The organism is Proteiniborus ethanoligenes (genome assembly GCF_900107485.1).
GTDB lineage: Bacteria > Bacillota > Clostridia > Tissierellales > Proteiniboraceae > Proteiniborus > Proteiniborus ethanoligenes.
Genome location: NZ_FNQE01000004.1, coordinates 1 through 25,711, shown reverse-complemented (window position 1 = coordinate 25,711; position 25,711 = coordinate 1). Strand labels below are relative to the sequence as shown.

The 25,711-nt window shown below is 34.7% G+C and carries 16 protein-coding genes, 1 tRNA gene and 1 riboswitch; of the genes, 14 read left to right on the top strand and 3 right to left on the bottom strand.

Annotated features, from left to right (window positions below):
• Nucleotides 1-120: 120 nt before the first annotated feature.
• The 6 genes from BLV37_RS02690 to BLV37_RS02665 all read left to right on the top strand — a co-directional run bounded on the left by BLV37_RS02690 (nucleotide 121) and on the right by BLV37_RS02665 (nucleotide 6,999).
• Nucleotides 121-1,173, top strand: coding sequence for a BMP family lipoprotein (locus BLV37_RS02690; RefSeq protein WP_091726900.1), 1,053 nt, complete (start codon nucleotides 121-123; stop codon nucleotides 1,171-1,173).
• Nucleotides 1,174-1,221: 48 nt separating this feature from the next.
• Nucleotides 1,222-2,769 (top strand): ABC transporter ATP-binding protein, encoded by a 1,548-nt coding sequence (locus BLV37_RS02685; RefSeq protein WP_091726897.1) that lies wholly within the window; start codon nucleotides 1,222-1,224, stop codon nucleotides 2,767-2,769.
• A complete protein-coding gene (locus tag BLV37_RS02680) occupies nucleotides 2,753-3,805 on the top strand; it encodes an ABC transporter permease (protein WP_091726894.1) in 1,053 nt (350 codons plus the stop codon). The genes BLV37_RS02685 and BLV37_RS02680 overlap by 17 nt, the downstream gene beginning before the upstream one ends.
• A gap of 2 nt (nucleotides 3,806-3,807) precedes the next feature.
• Entirely contained in the window at nucleotides 3,808-4,725 is a 918-nt protein-coding gene (locus tag BLV37_RS02675) for an ABC transporter permease (protein WP_091726891.1), read from the top strand.
• A gap of 26 nt (nucleotides 4,726-4,751) precedes the next feature.
• Nucleotides 4,752-5,528 (top strand): nucleoside phosphorylase, encoded by a 777-nt coding sequence (locus BLV37_RS02670; protein WP_091726889.1) that lies wholly within the window; start codon nucleotides 4,752-4,754, stop codon nucleotides 5,526-5,528.
• A 100-nt stretch (nucleotides 5,529-5,628) separates the two neighbouring features.
• A complete protein-coding gene (locus tag BLV37_RS02665; protein WP_091726886.1) occupies nucleotides 5,629-6,999 on the top strand; it encodes an 8-oxoguanine deaminase in 1,371 nt (456 codons plus the stop codon).
• A 146-nt stretch (nucleotides 7,000-7,145) separates the two neighbouring features.
• Here BLV37_RS02665 and BLV37_RS02660 read toward each other — a convergent pair whose 3' ends face one another.
• Nucleotides 7,146-8,288 (bottom strand): YibE/F family protein, encoded by a 1,143-nt coding sequence (locus tag BLV37_RS02660; protein ID WP_091726884.1) that lies wholly within the window; start codon nucleotides 8,286-8,288, stop codon nucleotides 7,146-7,148.
• Between the two features lie 272 nt (nucleotides 8,289-8,560).
• Between BLV37_RS02660 and BLV37_RS02655 the strand changes: the two genes are divergently transcribed.
• The 4 genes from BLV37_RS02655 (at nucleotide 8,561) to BLV37_RS02640 (ending at nucleotide 18,770) form a co-directional block, all read left to right on the top strand.
• Nucleotides 8,561-15,052, top strand: coding sequence for an S-layer homology domain-containing protein (locus BLV37_RS02655; RefSeq protein WP_091726881.1), 6,492 nt, complete (start codon nucleotides 8,561-8,563; stop codon nucleotides 15,050-15,052).
• Nucleotides 15,053-15,201: 149 nt separating this feature from the next.
• On the top strand, nucleotides 15,202-16,929 hold the full coding sequence (locus BLV37_RS02650) for a phospho-sugar mutase (RefSeq protein WP_091726878.1): 1,728 nt from the start codon (nucleotides 15,202-15,204) through the stop codon (nucleotides 16,927-16,929).
• 185 nt (nucleotides 16,930-17,114) lie between these two features.
• On the top strand, nucleotides 17,115-18,518 hold the full coding sequence (locus BLV37_RS02645) for an S-layer homology domain-containing protein (protein WP_176967835.1): 1,404 nt from the start codon (nucleotides 17,115-17,117) through the stop codon (nucleotides 18,516-18,518).
• A gap of 36 nt (nucleotides 18,519-18,554) precedes the next feature.
• Nucleotides 18,555-18,770 (top strand): hypothetical protein, encoded by a 216-nt coding sequence (locus BLV37_RS02640; protein ID WP_091726873.1) that lies wholly within the window; start codon nucleotides 18,555-18,557, stop codon nucleotides 18,768-18,770.
• On the opposite strand, the gene BLV37_RS02635 is transcribed toward BLV37_RS02640, so the two are convergent.
• Both BLV37_RS02635 and BLV37_RS02630 read right to left on the bottom strand, forming a co-directional pair.
• Complete coding sequence (locus BLV37_RS02635) at nucleotides 18,719-21,535, bottom strand: phosphodiester glycosidase family protein (protein ID WP_176967834.1); 2,817 nt, start codon at nucleotides 21,533-21,535, stop codon at nucleotides 18,719-18,721. The genes BLV37_RS02640 and BLV37_RS02635 overlap by 52 nt on opposite strands.
• A gap of 350 nt (nucleotides 21,536-21,885) precedes the next feature.
• Nucleotides 21,886-21,962, bottom strand: a tRNA-Pro gene (locus BLV37_RS02630).
• A 244-nt stretch (nucleotides 21,963-22,206) separates the two neighbouring features.
• Between BLV37_RS02630 and BLV37_RS02625 the strand changes: the two genes are divergently transcribed.
• From BLV37_RS02625 to BLV37_RS02610, 4 genes are all read left to right on the top strand, one after another.
• Nucleotides 22,207-22,677 carry a COG2426 family protein gene (locus BLV37_RS02625; protein ID WP_091726868.1) on the top strand — a complete coding sequence of 157 codons (471 nt, stop codon included), beginning with the start codon at nucleotides 22,207-22,209 and terminating at the stop codon, nucleotides 22,675-22,677.
• A gap of 65 nt (nucleotides 22,678-22,742) precedes the next feature.
• A riboswitch (SAM riboswitch) is annotated at nucleotides 22,743-22,850 on the top strand.
• A gap of 143 nt (nucleotides 22,851-22,993) precedes the next feature.
• Nucleotides 22,994-24,181, top strand: a complete 1,188-nt coding sequence (gene metK, locus BLV37_RS02620; protein WP_091726862.1) for a methionine adenosyltransferase — start codon at nucleotides 22,994-22,996, stop codon at nucleotides 24,179-24,181.
• A 361-nt stretch (nucleotides 24,182-24,542) separates the two neighbouring features.
• Complete coding sequence (locus tag BLV37_RS02615; RefSeq protein ID WP_091726860.1) at nucleotides 24,543-24,767, top strand: DUF1659 domain-containing protein; 225 nt, start codon at nucleotides 24,543-24,545, stop codon at nucleotides 24,765-24,767.
• A gap of 84 nt (nucleotides 24,768-24,851) precedes the next feature.
• Nucleotides 24,852-25,073 carry a DUF2922 domain-containing protein gene (locus BLV37_RS02610; RefSeq protein ID WP_091726858.1) on the top strand — a complete coding sequence of 74 codons (222 nt, stop codon included), beginning with the start codon at nucleotides 24,852-24,854 and terminating at the stop codon, nucleotides 25,071-25,073.
• Nucleotides 25,074-25,711: the final 638 nt, after the last annotated feature.

The window sequence follows — 25,711 nt, the reverse complement described above, 5'->3', positions numbered from 1 at the left end:
GCTATATTAAATAATTTAATAAAACACAAAAACAACATTTGGAGGTGTTGCCGTTAATAATAAAAGTATATTTTCCAAACTAAGGAGATGCTAAAAAACAAAAAATAAGGAGGAAATATTATGAAAAAATTTTTATCGCTTCTATTAGTTTTAATTATGCTTTTTACATTAGTAGCTTGCGGGAAAGATAATAATCAAGTAAATAGCAATGAGAATATTGCAAACAATGAAAACGTTTCCGGTACAGATGAAGGAGAAAAAGTAAAAGTAGGTTTACTTACAGGAGTAGCGGGCTTAGGAGATAAATCTTTTAATGACCTTGCTTATGATGGTGCAAAACAGGCAGAAAAAGAATTGAATATAGAACTTAAGGTAGTGGAGCCGATAGATTTAGCTTCAACAGAAGGGTTGTTAAGAGATTTAGCTAATGCGGGAAATGATATGGTAATAGGAGTAGGCTTTGATATGGCTGAGCCTATGAATATAGTTTCACAAGAATTCCCAGACACAAAATTTGCTATAGTAGATGCAGTAGTAGAGCAACCTAATGTACAATCATTAACATTCAAAGAACATGAAGGTTCATTTTTAATAGGTGCATTAACTGCTTTGATGACTGAAACGAATAAAGTGGGTTGTATACCAGCTATGGATATACCATTTTTAAATAGATTCACTAATGCATACGAGCAAGGAGTAAAATATATTAATAAGGATATCGAAGTAATAGTTCAACCTATAGGGTCAGATTTTAGTGCATTTAATGATCCTGGTAAAGCAAAAAACATTGCAGCATCTATGTACTCACAAGGAATAGACATTATTTATCCTGTAGCTGGTGGTTCTGGAACTGGGTTATTTGAAGCTGCAAAGGATGCAAACAAGTATGCACTGGGAATTAACTCAGATCAGGATTATATGGCAGAAGGCTTAGTGCTTGCTTCGATGATGAAAAGAGTAGATGTAGCAGTATTTGAATCTATACAAGATGTTGTAGATAAAAGCTTTGTAGGGGAATTGAAGCTATTTGGTCTTGAAAATAACGGTGTAGGACTTTCGGAGATGAAATATACAAAAGATATAATTGGAGAAGAAGTAATTAATAAGCTAGAAGAAATTAAAAAGGGAATTATAGATGGAACAATAGAAGTAATTGACGTTACTGCCCAATAATGATTACAACACAGTTTTGTTTGTGTTATGTATGAGAGGATGGGATAAATGAATTATGCACTAGAAGTGACAGGATTAAAAAAACACTTTGGAATAGTAAAAGCAAATGACGGAGTTGATATAAAAGTAAAAGAGGGTAGTGTTCATGCAATAATAGGAGAAAATGGAGCAGGCAAAACAACTCTTGTAAGAAACCTTTGTGGATTATATTCTCCAGATGAAGGGGACATTTATTTGTTCGGAAAGCCATTACAGCTAAAGTCTCCTCAAGATGCCATTCAAAAAGGTATCGGTATTTTACACCAGCATTTTATGTTAGTCGAAGCGTTTACAGTACTAGAAAATATACTTTTAGGTGCAGAACCAGATTCTAAGATACTATTTAGAAAAGAAAAAGGCAGAAAAGAAATCCAAGAAATATGTAAGCAGTATAATTTAGAGATAGATTTAGATGCAAAGACTGGAGACCTACCTGTAGGTCTCCAGCAAAGACTAGAAATATTAAAAATACTATACAGAGGAGCAAAATTAATAATTTTTGATGAGCCAACAGCAGTTCTCACACCCCAAGAAATAGACAGTTTCTTTCAAATTATAAGGGATTTAGTTAAGAACGGCTGTACAATCATATTTATAACCCATAAATTAAAAGAGGTTATGGAAGTATCAGATGAAGTGACTGTTATAAGGGATGGCAAATCTGTTGGGACTTATTGCATTAAAGAAGTAGATGAGAGGATACTAGCTAATAGAATGGTGGGAAGAGATGTAATTCTTCAGGTTGAGAAACCAGTAAAAGGAGCATTTGGAGAGACAGTTTTAGAATTACAAAATCTAAAAGTAACTGGAAACAAAACTCAACAAAGAATAAATAATATAAATTTAACAATTAGAGAAGGAGAAATACTAGGTATTATTGGAATAGCAGGAAATGGTCAAGAAATATTAGTTGAAAGTGTTTTGGGATTTCATCACATTGATTATGGGACAATTAATTTATTTGGACAAGAAATAAACAATAAGAGTACAGTAAACTACAGAAAAAGAAGAGATATTGGATGCATACCTTCCGACAGATTGAAGGAAGGTCTAGTTCAAGATTTTAGTGTGCTAGATAATTCCTATCTAGGTTTTCAACATGAGCCAAGCCTTTTAAACAAACTTTTTCTATCAAAAAACAAAGTGAAGAAAAGAGCAGAGGAAATAGTTGAAAAGAATAATGTGAAAATATCAAATCTAAGTTCTTCTATAATGAGTTTATCTGGTGGGAACCAGCAAAAATTAATAATTGGAAGAGAGCTTTATGATAATCCCAAACTTATTATAGCAGTTCAACCCACTAGGGGAGTAGATATTGGTGCAATAGAATTTATATATAAAAATCTATTAGAAAGAAGTGCAGAAAAAGCAGCTATTTTATTAGTATCAAATGAGCTTGAAGAAGTACTCTCACTTTCCGATAAAATAGCAGTAATTTTTAGGGGAGAGATAATGGGAGTGGGCAAGCCTGAAGATTTTACTAAGGAGCAGATTGGGCTCATGATGGCAGGAGAAAAAGCAGGGGAGGAGACAGTTAGACATGAAAAAAGCGTCTAAGATAAATAAAATAATTATAAACACGATACCTTCTCTCCTAGCAGTATTAGGTGCACTTTTTGTAGGCTCTATTATCATATTGTTTATAGGAGAAAATCCCATAGAGGCATACAAAGCAATGTACAATGGCTCCTTTGGAAATATTAAAGCTCTTGCTAATACTCTCCAAAGAGCTACTCCATATATTTTTGGAGCTCTATCATTTTTAATAGCAGCTAATGCAGGGCTTTTTAACATTGGTATAGAAGGACAGATGTATATGGGAGCCATATTTGCATCCATAATAGGATTTAGTGTTACAGGTTTACCTAAAATCTTACACCTCCCATTAACCTTGGTTGTTTCAATGTTAGGGGGTATGATGTGGGCATATATTCCAGCTCTTTTAAAGGTAAAAAGGGGTGTACATGAAGTCATATCTACTGTAATGCTAAACTATGTAGCTTTTGCACTAACAGGTTATTTAACTGTTCACGTTTTTCACGAGCCAGGCCTAGTAGCACAAACCTTCAAAGTTAATTCTACGTCTATTTTAACAGAGTTAGTAGCAACATCTAAACTGAACACAGGATTTTTAATTGGAATAATATTGTCAATAATAATATTCATATTTTTATTCTATACTCCTTGGGGATACAATGTAAGGGTCAATGGCTTTAATAGCAGAGTATCTCCTTATGCAGGAATAAACAATAAAAGAATAATGCTTCTTTCAATGATTTCAAGTGGAGCTTTTGCTGGATTAATAGGAGCAGAAAGGGTTTTAGGTGTATATCAAAGGTTTATACATTCATTTTCTCCAGGTTATGGCTTTACAGCCATCGCAGTAGGATTGTTAGGTAAAAATCATCCATTGGGTATTATTCCTGCGGCTATATTATTTGGAGCATTAGAGACTGGAGGCGTGGCGATGTCACTACAGGTTGATGTGCCTAGAGAATTGGGGCTTATACTTCAAGCTTTGATAATTGTTTTTATAGCTTCTGCACAGTTTATTAGCAAAAAGCTAGTAAAAATGGATGAAAGGGTGAAATAGACATGAGTAACTTTATATCTCCTAGCATTGTAGTGCTTACATTATCCATTGCAACCCCTTTGTTCATAACAGCTTTAGGAGGATTATTTAACGAAAGAGCAGGTATAGTAAACGTAGGGCTTGATGGGATAATGCTTTCAGGTGCATTTACTAGTGCAGTAGTTTCTTATTATACTAATTCTGCATTTTTAGGAGTAATAGGAGCCATTGTCATAGGCTTGATTTTAGGCGTACTACATGCATTTGTTTGTATTAAGCTACAAGCGGATCACGTTGTAAGTGGTGTAGCCATTAACATTTTAGCAGGTAGCGTGACAGTTTTTCTACTTCAGATGATATTTAACAACAAGGGACAGACTCCTACAGTCAGTACAATAGGAAATTTAGGCAAAACCTTTGATTCAATACCTTTATTAGGCACTATATTACACAATATGAGCTATCTGACTATATTAGGTATTATTCTTGTAATAGCTAGTCATTTCTTTCTGTACTATACAAATGCAGGACTTAGACTACGTTCTGTAGGAGAAAATCCATATGCAGCTCAATCATTAGGAATAAATGTAAAGCTTTATATGTATGGTGGAGTTATTGCTGGCTGTGCTTTAGCTGGACTAGGTGGAGCATATCTTTCTATAGGAATGTTAAATGTATTTACTAAAAACATGACAGCGGGTAGAGGATTTATTGCATTAGCAGCAATGATATTTGGGAGATGGACACCTTTAGGCGGATTGTTAGCTTCCTTATTTTTTGGATATGTTATGGCCATACAGATAAGCACACAAGGTTTATCTATACCAGCTCAGTTAGTTGAGTCTATTCCTTATATTGCAACATTAATTGTATTAGTCTTTGCTTACAAAAATGCAAAGGGTCCATCACATACTGGCAAAGCTTTTTCAAATGAAGAATAATATAATTTTAGAGGAGAGGATTAATAGTGACTATTTTAAATAAAGCAGAAAAGACATTAGGAAGACCACAATATCATATTAGGTTAAAGCCAGGAGATGTGGGTGAATATGTTTTACTTCCTGGCGATCCGATGAGAAGTGACATTGTTGCTAAGTATTTAGACAATGCTGAATTAATAGCACATAATAGAGAGCATAGAACTTTTACTGGATATTACAAAGGAGTTAAGATAAGTGTTACTTCAACTGGAATGGGATGCCCTTCTGCAGCTATTGCTACAGAGGAATTGGCTAATATAGGAGCAAAGGTATTTATTCGTATAGGAAGTTCTGCTGCATTGCAACCAGAAATGAAAATAGGAGATTTACTTATATCTACAGGTGCTATGAAAAACGAAGGGACTTCTAGATTTTACGTGCCTGATTGTTTTCCTGCAATACCTGATATTGAATTTACGAGCTTGTTAATTAATACAGCAAATGAAATGAAGGATGAGTTAGGATATGGATTGCATTATGGTATAAGTGCTACTGATGATGCTTTCTATGGCGAAACAGAAGAATGGATAAAAAAATTGATTAACTTAGGAGTTAGCAATGTAGAAATGGAAGCTTCTGCTATATTTACTATAGCTCATTTGCGTAAGTTAAAAGCAGCATGTATATGTGGAGTATCAGGAAATCTTAACACAGGGGAAGTAATATACGAAACAGAAAATACTAAACTTGCTCAAGCATGGGAAAGTGAAATAAGAGTAGTGCTTGAAACTATTTACAGATACGAGCAGACGAAGAACAAATAATTTATTGAATTTTTAAACCTTGTTCATTTAGATTTTGTTGTTTCTGAGTGACAAGGTTTAAGTTTGTTATCACTATATACAATAAGATAGGAGGAAATTGATGAAGAAATTATTACTTAAAAACATTAGTCATATACTGACCTTTAATGACTTAGACCAGATTATAAAAAGAAATGATATCTTAATAGAAGAAAATAAAATAGTACAAATATCTGAAAATATACCAGCTGACAATAATACTGAGGTAATTGATTGTACAAATAAGATGGCTATGCCTGGTTTTGTTAATACTCACCATCATTTTTATCAGACATTGTTTAGAGGAATTCCTGAAGTTCAAGATAAGCCTCTTTTTTCATGGCTAGTGGGTTCTTATGAATTCTGGAAGCATTTGACTCCTGATGCAGTTTATTATGGATCATTAGTCGCTTTTAGTGAGCTTTTAAGAACAGGCTGCACTACTACAATGGATCATCATTATGTATTCCCACAAGGACAGCCCGGGAATCTGATAGATTATCAGTTTCAAGCAGCACAAGAAATAGGTATGAGATTTCATGCAACAAGGGGCTCTATGTCATCAGGACGAAGCAAAGGAGCATTGCCACCAGACTGTGTAGTTCAAAGTGAAGATACTATTATAGAAGATTCCATTCGTCTTATAGATAAATATCATGATTCAGGCATATATTCTATGCAGAGAATTGCACTGGCACCATGTTCCCCATTCTCTGTGACTTTAGACTTAATGAGACTTACAAAGGATTTGGCAAGAGAAAAAAATGTAATGATGCATACACACCTTGCTGAAACCTTAGATGAAGAGAGATATTGTTTGGAGAAATTTGGCTTAAGGCCATTAGACCTAATGGAAGACCTAGAGTGGTTAGGACCAGATGTATGGTTTGCTCATTCAATACATCTAAATGATGAAGAAATAAAAAGGCTTAAAGGTACAGGAGTTGCACATTGTCCTTCGTCTAATATGAAATTAGGCAGCGGCATATGCAGAACTAGTGAAATGCTAAAAGAAGGAGTAAAGCTTAGCATAGCAGTAGATGGTAGTGCTAGTAATGATTCCTCTAACATGTGGGAGGAAATTAGGAGGGCATATTTATTAAACCATCTTAAATATGGTGATGATGGTATGACTGCTTATGAGACTCTTAAACTAGCCACAAGAGGAGGAGCCGAAGTACTTGGAAGAAATGATATAGGTATTTTAGAGGTAAATAAGGCAGCTGATATAGTTTTGTTAGATTTAAATGATGTTGCCTTTGCAGGTTGCCATGACCCAATCGTAGCTGTAGTAAGCTGTGGAAACAGTAGCTTAGTGGATACTACAATTGTGAATGGTAAAATTGTAGCTCAAAAAGGACATTTATTTAATAAAGATGTAGAAGACATTAGAGTAAAAGCTCATACAATATCTGAAAAAATGATAAGGAAAGAACGAGAATCAAAACAATAGTTTGAGAGCAGTATCGTGTACTGCCTTCAGACTGCAGACAAAGCTCAACCTAAAATCTTACGATTAAAAACTGAGCTTTGTCTACGGTCTGGGCAGCATTTTGACATACTGCTCTTTTTAATAAGTGCAGCTTATATAATTGTAGATTAGAATCTTAATTTAGAATTTTTTTTAGTTTTTTCATGTATAGCTAAATAAGTAGAGATCATAGCTGTTATGGGAACTGTAAGAATAATTCCTATGCTTCCTGAAACACTTTGTACTACCTCTGTCACTATTAGATCTAAGTTGATCAGCTGAGTATAAGGCATTTCATAGGCCATTAAAAGGATAATAATATTTAAAGAACTACCTATAAATGCAAGAATTAAGGTATTAGACATGGTACCCATAATATCCCTTCCGATGTTAAGCCCCGATGCCAATAGATTTTTAAATGAAATTTTCGGATTAGTCTTATGTATTTCAAAGGTAGAAGATGCTATAGACATGGCTACGTCCATTATAGCACCTAAAGCTGCTATTAGTATAGCGGAAAACATTAGTCCCCTAACCTTCAAATCCTTTACACCCGCTATGTACATAAGCTCTTCAGCCTCGTTCATTGTAAGACCTGATAAATTAGCAAGTCTACTGCTTATATATGATATTAAGCCAGCTATGATTACCCCTAGAATAGTTCCTGCTATGGCAGCTATGGTTTTCTTATTTATGCCGTCAACCATCACTATGGTTACAATTGTAGTTATTGCTACGGTTAGGATAGTTAATGGTATAGGACTATAGCCCTTAAAAAATAGTGGTATCATGAAAAATATTATGAGAACTCCTGTAAATACTAAGGAAATAAAGGATTTTAATCCCTTCATGCCGCCAAAGACTAAAAGCACTACAAAAAAAAGTGCTACCAAAATATAAACAGCATGTTCTTTTTTATAATTAAATACAGAGATACTTTTTATTTCGCTTTTTTCCTCTTCAATACTTATTATTATTTTATCTCCAGGCTTTGTATGTACATTGTAGGTTCTACTCATAGGGTTTCTTATGTTAAATTCCTCATCTGCATATTTACCAGTCAATATTTTTATTTTTATTTGCTGATATCCAAGCATAAGGTTAGGAATTACCGTATCTTCTTCTAAAGCTTCGTTGTTTATACCTATTACCTGGGCATGTTCAAAGTCAAAATGATGCTCTTTATTTACGGTCAAAGGTGAAGCAAATATTAAAATAATAATTATACCTATTATTGCAATAGGAAAATATTTAAGTAATTTAGTATTCATAGGCCCTCCTTGAAAAGTATTCAATTAGATTATATTCCATAATATCCAGTAAATCAATTTCCTGTTTAATAAAGATAAAATTTACATTATTCTGGAAGGAATTTTTGCATACTTGTCGAATATGTATAGTTGACTGCAAAAAACGATTAGGAACAATATTAAAAATAATATACAGTAAGGGATGTATAAGGGGATTATGAGCTAATGTAATTATAAATTATGAAGGGAGGGAAAACGTTTTATTGTCATTATAAAAAAGGGGGAATTATGCTTTGAAAAAGAAAACCACTAAGTTTTTAAGTTTGTTTTTTGTATTTTTATTAACATTTACAAGTGTGTTCAGTTTTGTGCCAGCTGCTATGAATAGAGCAGATGCAGCCCCACAGACGTATGTAGAGACATTTGATAATTTCCCAGAAACAACCAGCAGTTATAAAACAGGAACTTTTGTCGGACAAAATGGTATAACGTGGAATTATTCTGGAGCAAGAGGACTTTTGGTAGAAAGTGGTGTAGATTATTCTATTGATGGAAAAGGTATAATGTTTAGAAGACCGTCAGACAACCCAAGTATATCAGCAACTATAGATGGTGGAATAAAAGACTTCTCTGTAGATACAAAGAAAGCTATGACAGGTTCAGGAAAAAGAGAAATTGAATTATTAATTAATGAACAATCAAAGGGGAAATTTACATTAGATAATAGCAATACAGATGTTCAGAAATTCATGGTAAATGATATAAATATTGGGGGAGAGTTTAAACTTGAAATTAAGTTTATAGGTGCAGCAAGTGGTGGGCAAACAATAATAGACAACATAACCTGGACTTCTTACGACAGCGGCGGGCCTGGAGAAGACCCTACACCAAAAGTTTCACCAGTAACTGCAAATCCTACACCAGGTGCAGTAGAAGCAGGAACGAAAATATCATTATCAACATCTACAGATGATTCAACAGTACACTATGCAGTATATAAAGATTCATCATCACCATTATATGAAGACGCAATATTTAAAATATATACAACACCTATAGAAGTAAACGAACCATTAACCATAAAAGCCTATGCAACAAAGAGTGGATATGAAGATAGTGATATGAAAGAATTTTCATACACAATTAAGCCACCTGTAATCCTTGAAGAGATTGCAACAGCTAGAGCTAAGGATAATGGCCAAGAGGTAATAGTACAAGGTATAGTTACAGGACTCATAGGAAATAATGCTTTTATTCAAGATAACACAGCGGGCATATATCTATTTAATGGGTCAAATAACATTTCTGACTTAGTAGTTGGAAATGAGGTTAAGGTAAAAGGTAAATTAGGTGAATTTAATAATCTAAAACAAATTTCCAACGTAGAGTTATTAGAAGTTGTGAGTACGGGAAATGAACTGCCTAGTCCTAAACTAGCTACTTTACCTCTAAATGAAAGCCTTGAATCACAACTTGTAAAAGTTGAAAATTTAAGCTTAACGGTCGTGCCTGCAGACAAAGAAAGCAACTATAGCTTAACTGCTACAGATGGTACTAATAACATAGACCTCAGAATAGACACTAGTATCAATCCTAAGATTCCTAGCTCAAACTTTAAAGTGGGAGATGTTGTTACGGTTATAGCAAATGTAGGACAGTATAGAGAAAATTATCAACTTATGATTAGAACCATAAATGATATAGTTGTAGACCAAAGTGCAAATACAGTTAAGCCAGTAACAGCAACTCCAGCTCCTGGAACGGTAGAAATAGATACTGACGTTAGTTTATCAACAGTGACAGAGGGAGCAACTATATACTATACAATAGATGGGTCAGAACCAACACAAGATAGTACGGAATATACGACACCTATTAAAATAGACAAAGATACTACTATCAAAGCTATAGCTATAAAAGAAGATATGAAAAACAGTATAATAAGCACATTTAAATACACTATTCCAGCAGAAGCACCTGGAGATGGTGAAGGGGATGGAACATGGGCTAATCCATTTACAGTAGCACAATCTATTCTAATACAAGATAAAAGTGTTAAGAGTGTAAAGGGATATATTGTTGGTGTGCCTACTTCACAAACCACTGTTCAATTCGAAAACTTTACTTCAGACACTGCACTAGCAATTGCAGATACGCCAGGAGAAACAGATACTAATAAAATGTTATATATTCAGCTAGGATCTCCTTTTAGACCTGGTTTTGCATTAAAGGATCATCCTGAAAGAAAGGGAATGTATATAAGAGTTACAGGAAGTTTAGAAAATTATTTTTCAACACATTCAGGAATAAAGGCCATTACACAACTTGAACAAATGCATACAGGTCCAGATGAAACGCCACCAGTAATCACTCATACTAAGGCTGCTGATGGCAATATATACGAAGATCTTACAATAGCTGCTACAGTAACAGACGATAGGAATGTAGCTAGCGTAAAGCTTTATTATAGAACTAAAGGACAGCCAGAATATAAATCATTAAATATGACATTGAAAAACAATTTATACGAGGCTACTATTCTAAAATCAGATTTAAATATTGCAGGACTAGAATATTATATTGAAGCATCAGATGGAGCAAATATTAAAACATCGCCAGAGGAGAAAAGTACACCGTATGAAGTTCTCATATCTAACACAGATATAGTACCACCAGTAATCACCAATTTAACTCCTGCAAGAGGAACATCAACTGATGATAACCTAAGACCGATAATAAGTGCAGAATATAGTGACAACGTTGGAATAAACAAAGATTCAATAAAGCTTTATTTAGACGGTCAAGATGTGACTAAAGATTCAGTTATTACAGAAAGCAAGGTAGTATATACACCAAAGGCTGATCTAGAAATAGGTAGACATTTAGTAAGGCTTGAGGTATCAGATAATGCTCCAACACCTCAAAAGTCAATAGTTGAATGGGATTTTTATGTTGGAACAAGAAGCTTTAACTTCTATTTTGGTCAGCTTCACAGCCATACTAATCTATCAGATGGAACTGGGTCAATAGACGATGCATTTGGATTTGCAAGAGATAGGGCAAAAGCAGACTTCTTTGCAGTAACAGACCACTCAAATTGGTTTGATAATGAAAAAGACTTGATGAACGAAAGCATAACCGCAGTTAGTCAATCTAATAGTGACAAATGGAAAACAATTAATACAAAAGCTGTTGAATACAGCCGAGATGGCAGTTTTGTCGGGATACCAGGCTACGAAATGACTTGGAGTGGCGGGACTGGTGGATGGGGCCATATCAATACATTTAATACCCCGTGGTTTGCATCAAGATCTAATTCTAAAATGAATTTGCAGGCATATTATAACAAAATTGCACAATGGCCAGAGTCAATAAATCAATTAAACCATCCTGGTAAGACCTTTGGAGACTTTGCAGACTTTGGATTCTATAGCCCTACTGTAGATAACGTAGTACAGCTAATAGAGGTGGGCAATGGTGAAGGTCCTATTAGAGGAAGTGGTTACTTCCCGAGCTATGAGTATTATACTAGAGCTTTAGATAAGGGCTGGCATTTAGCTCCTTCAAATAACCAAGACAACCATAAAGGTAACTGGATACTTGCCAATACAGCAAGGACTGTAATTGTGGCTGAAGCCCTTACAAGAGACAGCTTATATGACGGAATTAGAGATTTAAGAGTGTACTCTACTGAAGACAATAATTTAGAGATAATGTATAAGATAAATGATCAGATTATGGGTTCGCAGCTTGGTAGAGCAGATAAATTGAATGTTAGTATATCAATTGTAGATCCAGATGCTGGAGATAATATAGCAAAAGTAGAGCTTATTTCAGATGGTGGGGCTGTATCAGCTTCAAAAACCTTTAACTCTAATATAGTTGAATGGAACTTTGAATTAGATCCTAGATTTAGCTACTATTATGTAAGAGTTACTCAAGCAGATAAAGATATAGCTGTAACAGCACCGATTTGGGTTGGTGAAGTAAGTGCATTTGGATTGTCAAATATAGAAGTATCACAATCTTTAACAGAAGTAAATACTAGTATAGACATATCGGCAACAGTGTTTAATAATGAATCTAAGATGTTAACAGAGGCTGTGGTAGACTTCTATGTAGATTCCATTAAACCAGAAAACAAAATAGGCTCAAGTATAGTAAATAACATCGGTCAAGGAGCAACGGCATTAGCTAAAGTTACATGGAAGCCTAATAGAGCAGGAGAATACAATATATATGCAGTAGCAAATATTCAAGGTATAGATAAACAATTTACAATTAGTACTAAGCTAGAAGTGGTACCAAAAGGTTCAGCAACAAAGGTAATGATAGACTATGCACATAGTAATCATTATGTAAATGGAGATTATGCAGGAATGGTACTAACGTTAACAGAAATGTTAAAGAGTAAAAATATGATTATGGTAGAAAATCATGATACATTAACAGATGAAGTTTTAGAAGGTATAAGTATTTTAGTTATTACTTCTCCACAACCAAGAGATAAGGGAGAGGTAAAAAGATCAAAATTAAGTGATGAAGAAATACAAGCAGTGAAAAAATTTACGGATAGGGGAGGTTCCTTAATAGTTACCTCTAGGGCAAACTATGGTGATGGAACTGGAGATTATCAAAATTCAGTTCAAGGTAATAAACTATTAAATGCCATAGGCTCAAATATTATATTTAACTCTGACCAAGTAGTGGATCCAGTGACTAATGGTGGGCAAGCATATAGGCTATACTTTAACACGTATACATCAACGAAATATAATTTAACCTCTGGTCTAGATGATAAAGACCTATATAGCTTCTATAGTGGTTGTTCGATCTTGCTAAAAGACGGTGGAGATGCTAAAAATGTAGATTTCTTAGTTAAGGGACATTCGACTACCAAGAATGACAATGCAGGCAATACACCTACAGGATTTATTTCTACGGAAGAAGGAAATGTATATGCTCTTGCAGCAGAAGTGCTTCCAAGTGGAGGAAAGTTAATAGTTTCAGGTACTACTTTCTTCTCGGATTTTGAAATGTCAGGAGACAATAGATACTCTAATATCCAAATTGCAGACCAAATATTAGATTGGCTAGAGCCAGAGCTAAAAGTAGAAGTAAAGACTATAAAGGAAATCAGAGCTGGAATGCCTGAAAACTTTGGAGAGTTATTCTCCATAGAAGGTAGAATAACTTCAATGTCAGAAGCATACTCCAAGGAAAATAACCTAAACAATGCTTTCTTTGAAGTAATTTATGTTCAAGACGAAACAGGTGGTATAACAGTATTTGGAGTATCTCAAACTAAATTACCTTTAGGTACTAAAGTAAGGCTCATAGGTACTGCAGGTGAATATGAAGGGGATTATCAGCTGCAAATTAGAAATGAAGAAAAACACCTAATAGTTTTAGAAGATCCAATAGTGGAAGTAGCACCAAAAGTCATGTCTACAAAGGATAGTATGTTAAAGACCAATGAGGGCTGGCTTGTTAAGGTGCAGGGTAAGGTAACTAGAATAGATAAAGGTAGTTTATATATAAATGATGGTTCAGGTGTGGCGAGAATATATCTAAATGGATATATTGGGGTAAAGAATGGAACAGCTGAAACATTAGGAAAATGGGACTCTACAATTAAAGTAGGTGATATAGTAAGCGCCATAGGATTAGCCTCAAAAGATCCTGAGGGAGCTAGATTAAGAGTTAGGGATGCAGCAGAGATAGTTAAAGTAAGTGATGGACAACTAGACCCAGGTACTCCAACTGATCCTGAATATCCTGAGGAAACTAAAAAACCTGATAAGCCAAAGGAAGATAAAGCACAATTACCAAAAGTAGAAAAAGAAATAAAAGCATTAAGCGGTGGGAAGCTAGAGATTGAAAACATAGTAGTACTAGAAATTCCTGCTGATGCATTACAAGAGGATGTTAAGGTAATTATAGAAAAGGCTATAGATATACCAGCTTATAATGCTATTGAATTAGCATCAGAGGTTTATAGGTTCATAGCAGGAGAATCAAATAAATTCCACAAGCCAGTGACTATAACATTTAGATATGAAAAAGAAAAAGTAAAAGATGAATCGAAGCTAGGTATATACTATTATCACGAAGGCAGAAGCGAATGGATATATATTGGTGGTGTTGTAAACAGTTCTAACAGTACTATTTCTGCACAGGTAGATCACTTTACTAACTTTGCAGTATTTGAAAACACTAACTTAGCAACTCTTACAGATATGACTAACCATTGGAGTCAGGAATTTGTATACAGACTTCTAGGTATGGAAATAGTAAGTGGAGTAAAGCAAAGCGATGGAACATATAAATATAATCCACAGGATAACATAACTAGAGAGCAGTTTGCAAAACTAATAGCTACAGCTTTGAATCTAAAATTAGAGGACAATCCAGTGCTTGCGTTTAAAGATGCAAACGAAATTCAAGCTTGGGCAAGACCATATGTAGCAGCAGCATACAAAGCAGGAATCATATCAGGCTCCAAGGATGCTCAAGGAAACGTATATTTTAACCCAAGTAAAAATATAACCAGAGCTGAAATAGCTACAATGATAGGCAGAAGCTTAGAACGTTATTCTGCAAGAGAGCTTAGCTTTGCAGATAAAGATAATATACCAGCTTGGGCATTAGAGTATATAAAAACAGCAGTAGATAATGGGATATTAAGCGGATATCCAGATAACACATTTAAGCCAAATAACAGCGCATCAAGAGCAGAAGCGGCTAAGATAATTTACATGCTTCTAAGGGTTATGGGAATCTAATATAGAAACAGTTAAAACTGGGGTAACTGCCTTATGGCTATACCCCAGTTTTTTTAAAAATGGAATATGATAGCCAGCTACATATGAGTAGTCATTTCTTCCACAATATAGTATAATGTAGCCAGAACAATATTCGAAGGAGTGTTTTTATGTACTATATGGATAAATATAACTCATGGCTCCAAAGTAAAGTGGTGGATAATGAAACTAAAGAAGAACTGTTAAGCATAAAGGACAATAAATCTGAAATAGAAGATAGATTTTATAAGGACCTTGAGTTTGGTACAGGAGGCCTAAGAGGAAAGATAGGTGCAGGAACTAATAGGATGAACAAATATACTGTATCTAGGGCTACCCAGGGACTTGCTGAGTTTATAAAAGATAGTGGACAATTGATAATTGATAATGGAGAATTGAGCTGTGTCATAGCTTATGACTCCAGATATAAGTCAGCTGAATTTGCCAAGGAAGCAGCATTAGTATTGGCTGCCAATGGTATAAAGGCATACCTTTTTGAAAGCCTAAGACCTACTCCAGAGCTATCCTTCGCAGTTAGACATTTAAAAGCAAGTGCTGGAATAGTCATTACAGCTAGCCACAATCCTCCAGAATACAATGGATATAAGGCATATTGGTTTGATGGAGGACAGCTAGTGCCTCATGTGGCTAACAAAGTAATAGAAAAGGTAAATGGGATAAAGGACTTTTCATGTGTAAAAACCATAGACGAAGATGAAGCCTTTGAAAAGAAACTAATAGCTATAATAGGTAAAGAAATAGATGATTTATATATTGAAAGGGTAAAGAGCCTAAGCATACTAGAAGATGTGGATAAAGACATTAAAATAATATATACACCATTACATGGAACAGGAAATATCCCTGTTAGAAGAGTATTAAAGGAATTAGGCTATAAAAATGTTCATGTAGTAAAGGAACAGGAGCTACCTGATCCAAGTTTTTCTACAGTAGGATACCCTAATCCCGAGGACCCTAAAGCCTTCAAGCTTTCTATAGAGCTTGCAGAAAAAGTAGGTGGAGATATTATTTTAGGTACAGACCCAGATTGTGATAGGGTTGGGGCTGTAGTAAAGGATAACAGGGGAGAATATATTGTCCTAAGTGGCAATCAAACAGGAGCTTTATTATTAAATTATGTATTATCTAATAGACAAAAGAAAAATCTTCTTCCGTCAAATGGAGTAGTTATCAAAACGGTAGTGACTAGTGAACTAGGCAGAGTTATAGGGAGTCATTATGGACTGGAAACTATAGATACTCTCACTGGGTTTAAATTCATTGGAGAAAAAATGAAGGAGTACGAGGAGACGGGAGAATATAGCTTCCAATTTGGATATGAGGAAAGCTTTGGTTATTTAACTGGCACCTTTGTAAGAGACAAGGATGCTGTAATTGCCTCCATGCTAATATGTGAAATGGCTGCATACTATAAAAAGCTAGGAATGAGCTTATACGATGCTTTAACTGAGCTTTATGATAGATTTGGATACTATATTGAAGATTTACATTCTATAAATCTAGAAGGAATAGAAGGAAAGAAAAAAATAGATTCTATTATGGATAGCTTTAGAAATAATTATCCTACTAAAATAGATGATTTAAAAATATCTATTGTAAATGATTATAGAGCAGGAATTAGCTATGATTGCTACTCTGATAAAGAGAGTTCTATAGATTTACCTAGAGAGAATGTTATGAAATATGTATTTGATGAGGGTTCCTGGTATGCTCTAAGACCTTCAGGCACAGAGCCAAAGCTTAAGATATATATCTCAGCTAATGGAAGAAATCATGAGGAAGCCTATGGCAAGCTAAAGGCTATAGAAAAAGCAGTAAAAGAAAGAATAGACAATTAGGAGTTTCCTAGTTGTTTATTTTTTTATGCAGATAACAAAAAACATAGATATGTTGTTACATTTTACAAATCTTAAAATATATTATAAAATATTAGCATTAGAAAATTTTGAAGCATAAAATAGAAAACTATTTGAATCTTAATACATAATCTTGGCATAGCCAAGATATGAACAAGGAGGTAGTTATGTTTAAAAAACTTTTAGCTTCTGTCTTATGTATGACTATGATTTTAGCATTTGTACCAAAGCAAGTGTATTCAAGTGGTGAAAATGTAAATCCATCTAGGGCAGAGCTAGAGAAAAAGATTGAGGAAATTGCTAGAAAAAGGGGTATACCCTCGGTTATATTGAAATCTATTGCAAGGGTTGAAAGCGTTTACAAGCAATTTAACAGCGATGGCTCTGTTTTTACAGGAAGGGGCGGAAGCATAGGCCTTATGCAGATAGTCAATAGATATGGCTGGTTTGATGATACAAGACTAAAATATGATATTGACTACAATATAGAGGCAGGGGCAGATGTGCTTTTAAGAAAATGGGACACAGCCTTAAAGACTATTCCTCAAATAGGAGATATGAATCCTAATGTATTGGAGAATTGGTATTTTGCTATATGGGCCTATAATGGCTGGAGCAAGTCTAACAATCCTAATACAGGGCTCAAAAAAAATGCTTATCAGGATTTAATATATTATATAGCAGAAAAGGAATATAAACAGATAATCAATCCAATTCCTAAAGAGCTACTACCTAATAGTGGACTTCCAAGTAAGGAGACTAAGTTTCAAACTCCTGAGGATTTCCATTATGGAGATATATTAACTTATTATGAGGGAGATATAGTTAAGCTTGATGGCAGACAGACAATGATATTAAAGGATGAGCCTAGTGGTTCAAATACTCATGAAGTAAATAATTTAATGGAGCTTCAAATACTCCAAGAACCAGTGTTAAGCAATGGTTATTTCTGGTATAAGGTAAGAGCCATTGAAACAGAACAGGAAGGCTGGCTTGTAGGGAACTGGATATCTAAAACAGGGAGCATATATCCGTTTTTTGATATATCTAATACTTGGGCAAAGGATTATATTATTAAGCTTTATGAGATGGAAATAGTAACTGGTAGCGGCGACAACTTTAATCCAAATAACTACATAACTAGGCAAGAAATGAGCATTCTCATTTCAAAGGCTTTTCAGCTTCAGGCCCCAGACTATGAGCTGGAATGTACAGATAAGGATAGTATAAAAGAATGGGCAACAGACCATGTGAAGGCCATACTAGATTTAGATATTATGGCTCTAGATAATGAAACAAATGAATTTAAGCCTGATGAATATATGACAAGAGAAGAGGCAGCTATAATTGTCAGTAAAATTATTGGATATGATGAGGATTATGATTTAGAATTAGAATATATAGATACTGAAGAAATTTCAGAGGAGTCTATGAGAGCTATAGCAAATGTTCAGTCTCAGGGAATAATGAGTGGAGCAAATGGAAAGTTTAGACCAACAGACCATTTAACTAGAGGAGAAGCATGTAAGCTCATATCTGACTTATTAGATATGATGCATAAACAGCATTAAAAAGTGAATAATAACTGGTGAAAGGAGAGATATTCTATGAAGAATAAAAGAATATTCTATACTGGACTAGTTATTATACTTACAATGTTAACTGTTGGGGTAATCCTAAGCATGAGAATAGTTGAAGATAGGCCTGATGTATACGACAAGCTAGATACAGAAATAAGATACGGAAACAGTGAAAAAGTAGGGGATATCCCCTACTTTTTAAATATTGGCACAAAATCATATGTTAATTCACCATTATTATAGGCAAATTCTAAAAGTCTTAGATCGAATGTAGTACTAGTGCTGTTTAGATTAGGCTTTGCTAATTCAACATATCTGATTCCATCTCTTAAATCTACTTGATTTTTGCTTCCGTTGTAAACTACCCATATGTCCTTACCTTTTTCCTCGTATTGAACTAATGTATCATGTAATAGCTTAGCTTCAAGCTTATCTGTAAATCCACCACTACCGAATATAGGATTTGGCATAGTGATGACTATATTTTTTTGAGTAGCATTTGCTAAATCATTTTTAAGCCATATCCATTGCTCTGGATTTGAAGGTCTGAGTCCTCCCTTTGAGTTATCAGCCTTGATAAACAATATTCCATTATCTTTAATAGGCTGATATCCAGTTGAGATTTCTACCGTAGTTGCATTAGTTCCGCCTTTGAGGATTTCGTCAGTTTTACCCATAAAAAACCCATATTTACTATTAGATAGCTGGTTGCTTATATTTTTAGCTACTTGAATCTTATACAGATTATCCAGCTTATCTATTCCAAAGCTCATAAAGAATTTGAAGCCATTTTCTACTTTATCCACAGTTCTTTGCTTTTCGTCTATTACTTTTGTGGATTCAGGAATATTTACTGCATCGAATGGCTTTGAATACATTGCCTTGAGTCCATCAATCAACAGCTCTCCTGTATATTTGTTTACTGGATTTATTTCAGTAATATATATTCTTTCTAGCTTTATCGGATGTACTGCTTCGGCTGGTATATTAGCAGTGACAAACTTCCAGCCCTTCCAATCTACATTTGTTGTAAAATCTAATCTATGTGTTGTCCCTGCTCCATCAGACATTTGACCCCTTAACCAGCCATTGCTTTCATTACCATATACCCACATACCAATTTTTTCAGGTTTTTTGCTAAGCTCTACTCCACCTTCGCCAAGTGCAATATATGCTGCTCTAGTATCATCAGTCCCAGTAAAGTCGTACCTAAGCTTTAAGGATCTGGCACCTACTGCACTTTCAGAGCTTAGATCTATACTGCCTGTAACTACTTGAGGATAGGACAGGAAGCTAAGGCCTCCTAGGTTCTCAAAGTCATTTATCATAACTTCTTCAAACCCTACGGTGACTAGTGCACCCTTAACTGCACTACCTATTCTGGCTACTATTGCACCAGAAGCTGGTTTATCAGAACTATAAAATATTCCATTCTGTACATAGCCAACATTTCCTATTATTTCCCAATTAATATCCTGTGGTTCTATGAGAACTACATGGCCTCCACTACTTTTACCATATATTTTGCCAAGATTTTTTTCGCTTGACTTATCGACTCCAAAATTATCTATATCTAATTGTAGCTCTTTCACATCATCAAAAACCTTAATTTTCATCTCTGCAAGTGTGTTATTGTAGAAGGCTTTTACTGTTCCCTCGCCACTACTTCTTGCTGTAAGCACATTTCCATCAAATCTGCCATTTATACCATCTAAAAAGAATTGAACATCCGTATCTTCTATATCTACAGGATTATGGTACTCATCGTAGCCTTTGACATAGAATTTTCTAGTTGTACCAACAAACATATTATCATCATCAGTAGATAGCTTAATATAGCTCAATTTACCTTCTGGAGCTGTACTAGTTATACCTATTCCATTAGTGATTCTCCTCTCACTACCATCAGAGGGACGGTTAACTATGATTGGATTATCCTCATTGCTAGGCTTTACTGCCATGGTTGTAGAGCCACCACCATCAAGGTTTATAGCATCTACTGCTCCCAGGGAGAGCATTATATCTGCCATTACTTCCTGACTAACACCTTTATAGGATGTATCTCTTCCATCTATGGTTACCATCAACACCTGCTTTCTATCCCTTGTAATCCCAATAGCTGTTCTTGGATGGTCGCCTTTTATATTAATTTTAAAATCAGTTTTCATTCCATCCTTTAATAATGGACTTCCTCCACCTATAGCTGCAGATATATTGTTAAAATCAGGTGTAGTGTTAATATCAAGAGTCACATATTCTCCTATATGAAAGCTATTTGTTAATACATCAGCAGCCTTGCCTCTTCCAGCAATGATATAGCCGTTTTCAGGGAAAGGCATAGGAGGCTGACCTATTCTAATATCAGAAACATAGTTATCTACTACAACTATTTCGACAAGATCATTAAATACCTTGTTGCCTGGAGACAATGGACCCCAGTTTTTATCATAAACTATTACTTCTTCATGAGTTCTGCTTTCCTTGTTCATAAAGATAACAGGAACCCTTTGACCACTTTGTGTTATTGCACCTATAGTCCAATCCCAAAAGCCTATGGAAGGATTTTTATAATTATCCACTGCAAATACAGGTAGACCATCATTCCAAGTATTATAGGGTGATGATATCATTTTTCCGTTTTGGACTACTGCTCCCTCTGGATATGAGTTATATATTGTTGAGAAGAAGTCTCCATTTATTCCAGCGACAGCGTTTGAAACTTTCATCATATCCGTTAGTCTTTCGCGCTTTGATATCCCATTTTGGGCGAAAAGAGCCTTTATGTCTGTATATTCATCATCAAGATTTACTCTAAGCACATTGATGTTCCACCAGCCTTTGGCATTAAACTGCTTAATGCTTTCGTGGATAACACCACTTGAAATATTTTCAGACACCCTTTCTTCGTGTATGATAAAGGGTTTGTTTGCAAAGCTAGGAGTAAAGCTAGTAAATACCATAGCTAAAGAAGAAACTCCTATTATTAAGTTTTTTATGTATCTGTTCATTGTGCATACACCTCTCTTTTGTTTTGTTATCAAGTAATATAGAGACCTTATCATTAGTATGTTTGTAAAAGCCTTTGATGTTGAAATAGATTGGGCAGGCAACCTTAGATGTTTGCCATAAAATTAAGATAGCATTAGGTTAGACTTGGAACCGTGAAAAAAGTTCCCTGTGTAGATTTTAAAATTATGATTTTAATCAGAGGCAAGGCTCTCCATCTATAATTATATAGTATTTGGAAGGTTCTATAGATTATATTTGCATTACAAATAGATTACAATTATGTAATCTTAAGAAATGTTTTCCATGATAAAATAAAAAAGCTGAGATGATTGAATCATCTCAGCTTAACTGGTCGGGGTGAGAGGACTCGAACCCCCGGCCCCATGGTCCCAAACCACGTGCGCTACCAAACTGCGCTACACCCCGAAAATTGTTACTATTATAGTATAGTTTATAAGTAGAGTTATTGCAATTGGTCAATTAGGTCTTATTGTACTATAATGAGCTATTTTTCTATAATAATAAGAGAGAAGCTTTAAAATTCGCTTCATTTCTAGTGAAAGATTGATAAAACACAAATTATATTAGTTTTGAAAAATCTTCTATAATACTAGCCTTTGCTATATAATAATAATAAGATGAATTTTATTCATAATTACTAGGGGGAATTATGGGAGAAATATTAGAATTTATTAAAGAGGAATTTATAGTAATGATGATTGCGGCAGCTCCCATATCTGAACTGAGGGGAGCTATACCATTAGGTATATCCATAGGATTTAGCCCTTTACATAGTACTATTATAAGTATCATTGGAAACTGCCTGCCTGTACCTTTTCTATTGCTTATACTTAGACCTTTATTTGCTGCACTAGAGGATGTAAGGATAGTAGGCGAATTTATTAAGTGGATTAAAAGAAGAACCTTAAGAAAAAGTAATAACATAGTGAAATACAGTGTGTTAGGACTATATATCCTTGTGGCTATTCCTTTACCAACAACGGGAGCATATACAGGATGTGTAGCTGCTACTCTATTTAATATAAGGTTTAAGTATGCAATTTTAGCTATTGTTTCTGGTGTTATTACATCTGGAATTATTGTTTTATTTTTAAGTCATCAAGTAACAGTCATTTTTTGAAAACAATGTTTGACACATAATAACAAATGTGGTAGTATATTTTTGTTATAAAAAAGAATAAATTTACCTTATTAAGAGTGGTGGAGGGAATAGGCCCTGTGAAGCCCAGCAACCGATAACTTTTAGTTATGAGGTGCTAAATCCTACAGAATGTAAATTCTGAAAGATGAGGTTTGATGCCAATTATACCTCTTCTTTTGAAGAGGTTTTTTATTTGGAGCTACAATAAACAGGCAAGGATATCTCTGTGACATAAAATATATTGACAACAATATGTAAACAATAGGATTATAAAAAAACTAGGAGGTTAAAAATTATGAAAAAATGGTTATTTACTTCAGAATCAGTGACTGAAGGTCATCCAGATAAAATATGTGATCAGATATCAGACGGGATACTAGATGCAATACTCCAGTGCGATCCAGAAGCTAGAGTAGCTTGTGAAACCTCAGTAACTACAGGACTAGTACTTGTGGCTGGAGAAATATCTACTCATTGCTATGTGGATATTCCCAAAGTAGTTAGACAAACTATTGAGGAAATAGGTTATACTAGAGCCAAGTATGGCTTTGATTGCGATACTTGTGCAGTGCTTACATCTATAGATGAGCAATCTACTGATATCGCCATGGGAGTAAATGAAGCCTTAGAGCATAGAAATGAAAAAACTGATGCTCTTGATATAACTGGTGCTGGAGACCAGGGAATAATGTTTGGCTTCGCATGTAATGAAACTCCAGAGCTAATGCCCCTACCTATTTCTCTAGCTCATAAACTGGCTAGAAGATTATCTGAGGTTAGAAAAAATGGTACTCTTGACTATCTAAGACCTGATGGAAAGACACAGGTAACAGTTGAATACCATGGGAATAAGCCTGTAAGGGTAGATGCTATAGTAGTATCTACTCAGCACAGTCCAGAGGTAGATATAAAGACTATAGAAAAGGACATTAGGGAGCATGTAATATCAAAAATAATCCCTTCAAATCTTATAGATAGCGAAACTAAGTATTATATAAATCCTACTGGAAGATTCGTAATAGGAGGACCTCAAGGAGATGCAGGGCTTACAGGTAGAAAGATAATAGTAGATACTTATGGCGGATATGCTAGACATGGTGGAGGAGCATTTTCAGGTAAGGATCCAACAAAGGTTGATAGATCAGCAGCTTATGCGGCTAGATATGTGGCAAAGAATATTATAGCAGCAGGACTTGCAGACAAATGTGAGGTTCAGCTTGCATATGCAATAGGAGTTGCAAAGCCTATATCAGTATTGGTAGATACCTTTGGCACTAATAAAATAGAAGAAAGTAAAATAGAAGAGCTTATTAGTAAGCATTTTGATTTAAGACCAGCAGCAATTATAAGAGATTTAGATTTAAGGAGACCTATTTATAGACAGGTTGCTGCATATGGACATTTCGGAAGAAATGACTTAGACCTTCCATGGGAAAAAACAGACAAAGCAAGCCTACTTAGAAGTGAGGGCTTAGGAGAATAAAATATTTAAAACTCAAGGAGAAGTACAAAAGTCTAACTATGACTTTTGCACTTCTCCTTTTTTATTTAGATATTAGTTGTTAGTTAAACAGTAGTTAAACAGTAGTTAAACAGTAGTTAAACAGTAGTTGAACAATCGTTAAACAATCGTTTAACAATCGTTCCACTACTGTTATTGAAATTCTTAATCCTTAACTCTTAATTATCTTTTCCATGACTCTACTCTAACTCCTGATTTAATTCTTTTATCTAAATAGATTATTATTAGGTTACCGGTAGAACACAGAGAAGCTTCTCAAAAAATAGTAGTTTAGGCAAAAGTATATCTTATGCAACCCAATCCAAGAAAAGGAGGTGAAAATATGCCAGTAAACACAATAGTAAAAGATTCAAAACTTAAATTACAGTTTGATGGAGGAGTTAATGGGAAAGGGGATCCAGTAGTGAAGTCTAAAACCTTCTCAAAGGTAAAGATTGATGCAGTAAACGACAATCTGTTTTCAGTTGCAACATCCCTAGCAGACCTACAGGATATGCCACTTATAGCAGTTAAGAGACTAGACGAAGTAGAGCTTACACAAGCCTAAAATGTAGATAGTCTAAACCAGCAGAGGATGTAGCTTTAACTCTAACTATGTCCTCTGACTAAAACTAAAAGAGGAGGTGAAAACATGATTAAAAGAAAACTTGAAATGACATTTAAAAACCAAGCAAGTAAAAACAGTAAAATTACCCTAGACAATCCTAGAGATACTGTTACAAATGTAGAAGTAAAAGCTGCAATGGAAAATATAGTAGCCATGGATGTCTTTGACACAGGTGATGGAGGTTTAGTTGAACTAGTTTCAGCTAAGATCATAAGCACAGAAGTTCAAGAACTAGAGCTAGCATAGTAAACAAACAGGGACAGATTTATGCTGTCCCTGTTTAGATAAAGAGAAAGTGAGATCCCTCGGGATAGGACCTTTGCAAGCAAAGATTATACTGCATGTCTCAGGGTGAAAAATGGTAGTTGTTAGTTGAACAGTAGTTGAACAGTAGTTGAACAGTAGTTGAACAGTAGTTGAACAGTAGTTGAACAGTAGTTAAACAGTAGTTGAACAGTAGTTGAACAGTAGTTAAACAGTAGTTAAACAATCGTTAAACAATCGTTAAACAATCGTTACACTACCGTTAAACTATCGTTAAACTATCGTTAAACTATCGTTAAACCGGATTGACCCCTTAATATTGGACAAAAACTCACGAATACTTTCTTTTTCTTAGTTCCTTATATTTTAATGCTTTTTCGCTTTTTTTATTATACATAAATATTTATCCTCATCAAGGGTAAAGGCTACGCCCCTGCTACCGCAGGCCCTTGATTTCAGCTAAATATTTATGTGTGCTTCTCTTAAGCGAAAAACATTAAAGTTTGACTATTAAAGGCTTTGCTGTTCCTTCTAGGGTTCTTTGATAGAATTCCGATGGAGGAATATATCCTAAGGAACCATGAATTCTGATTTTATTATATGATTTCATGTATTCAGCA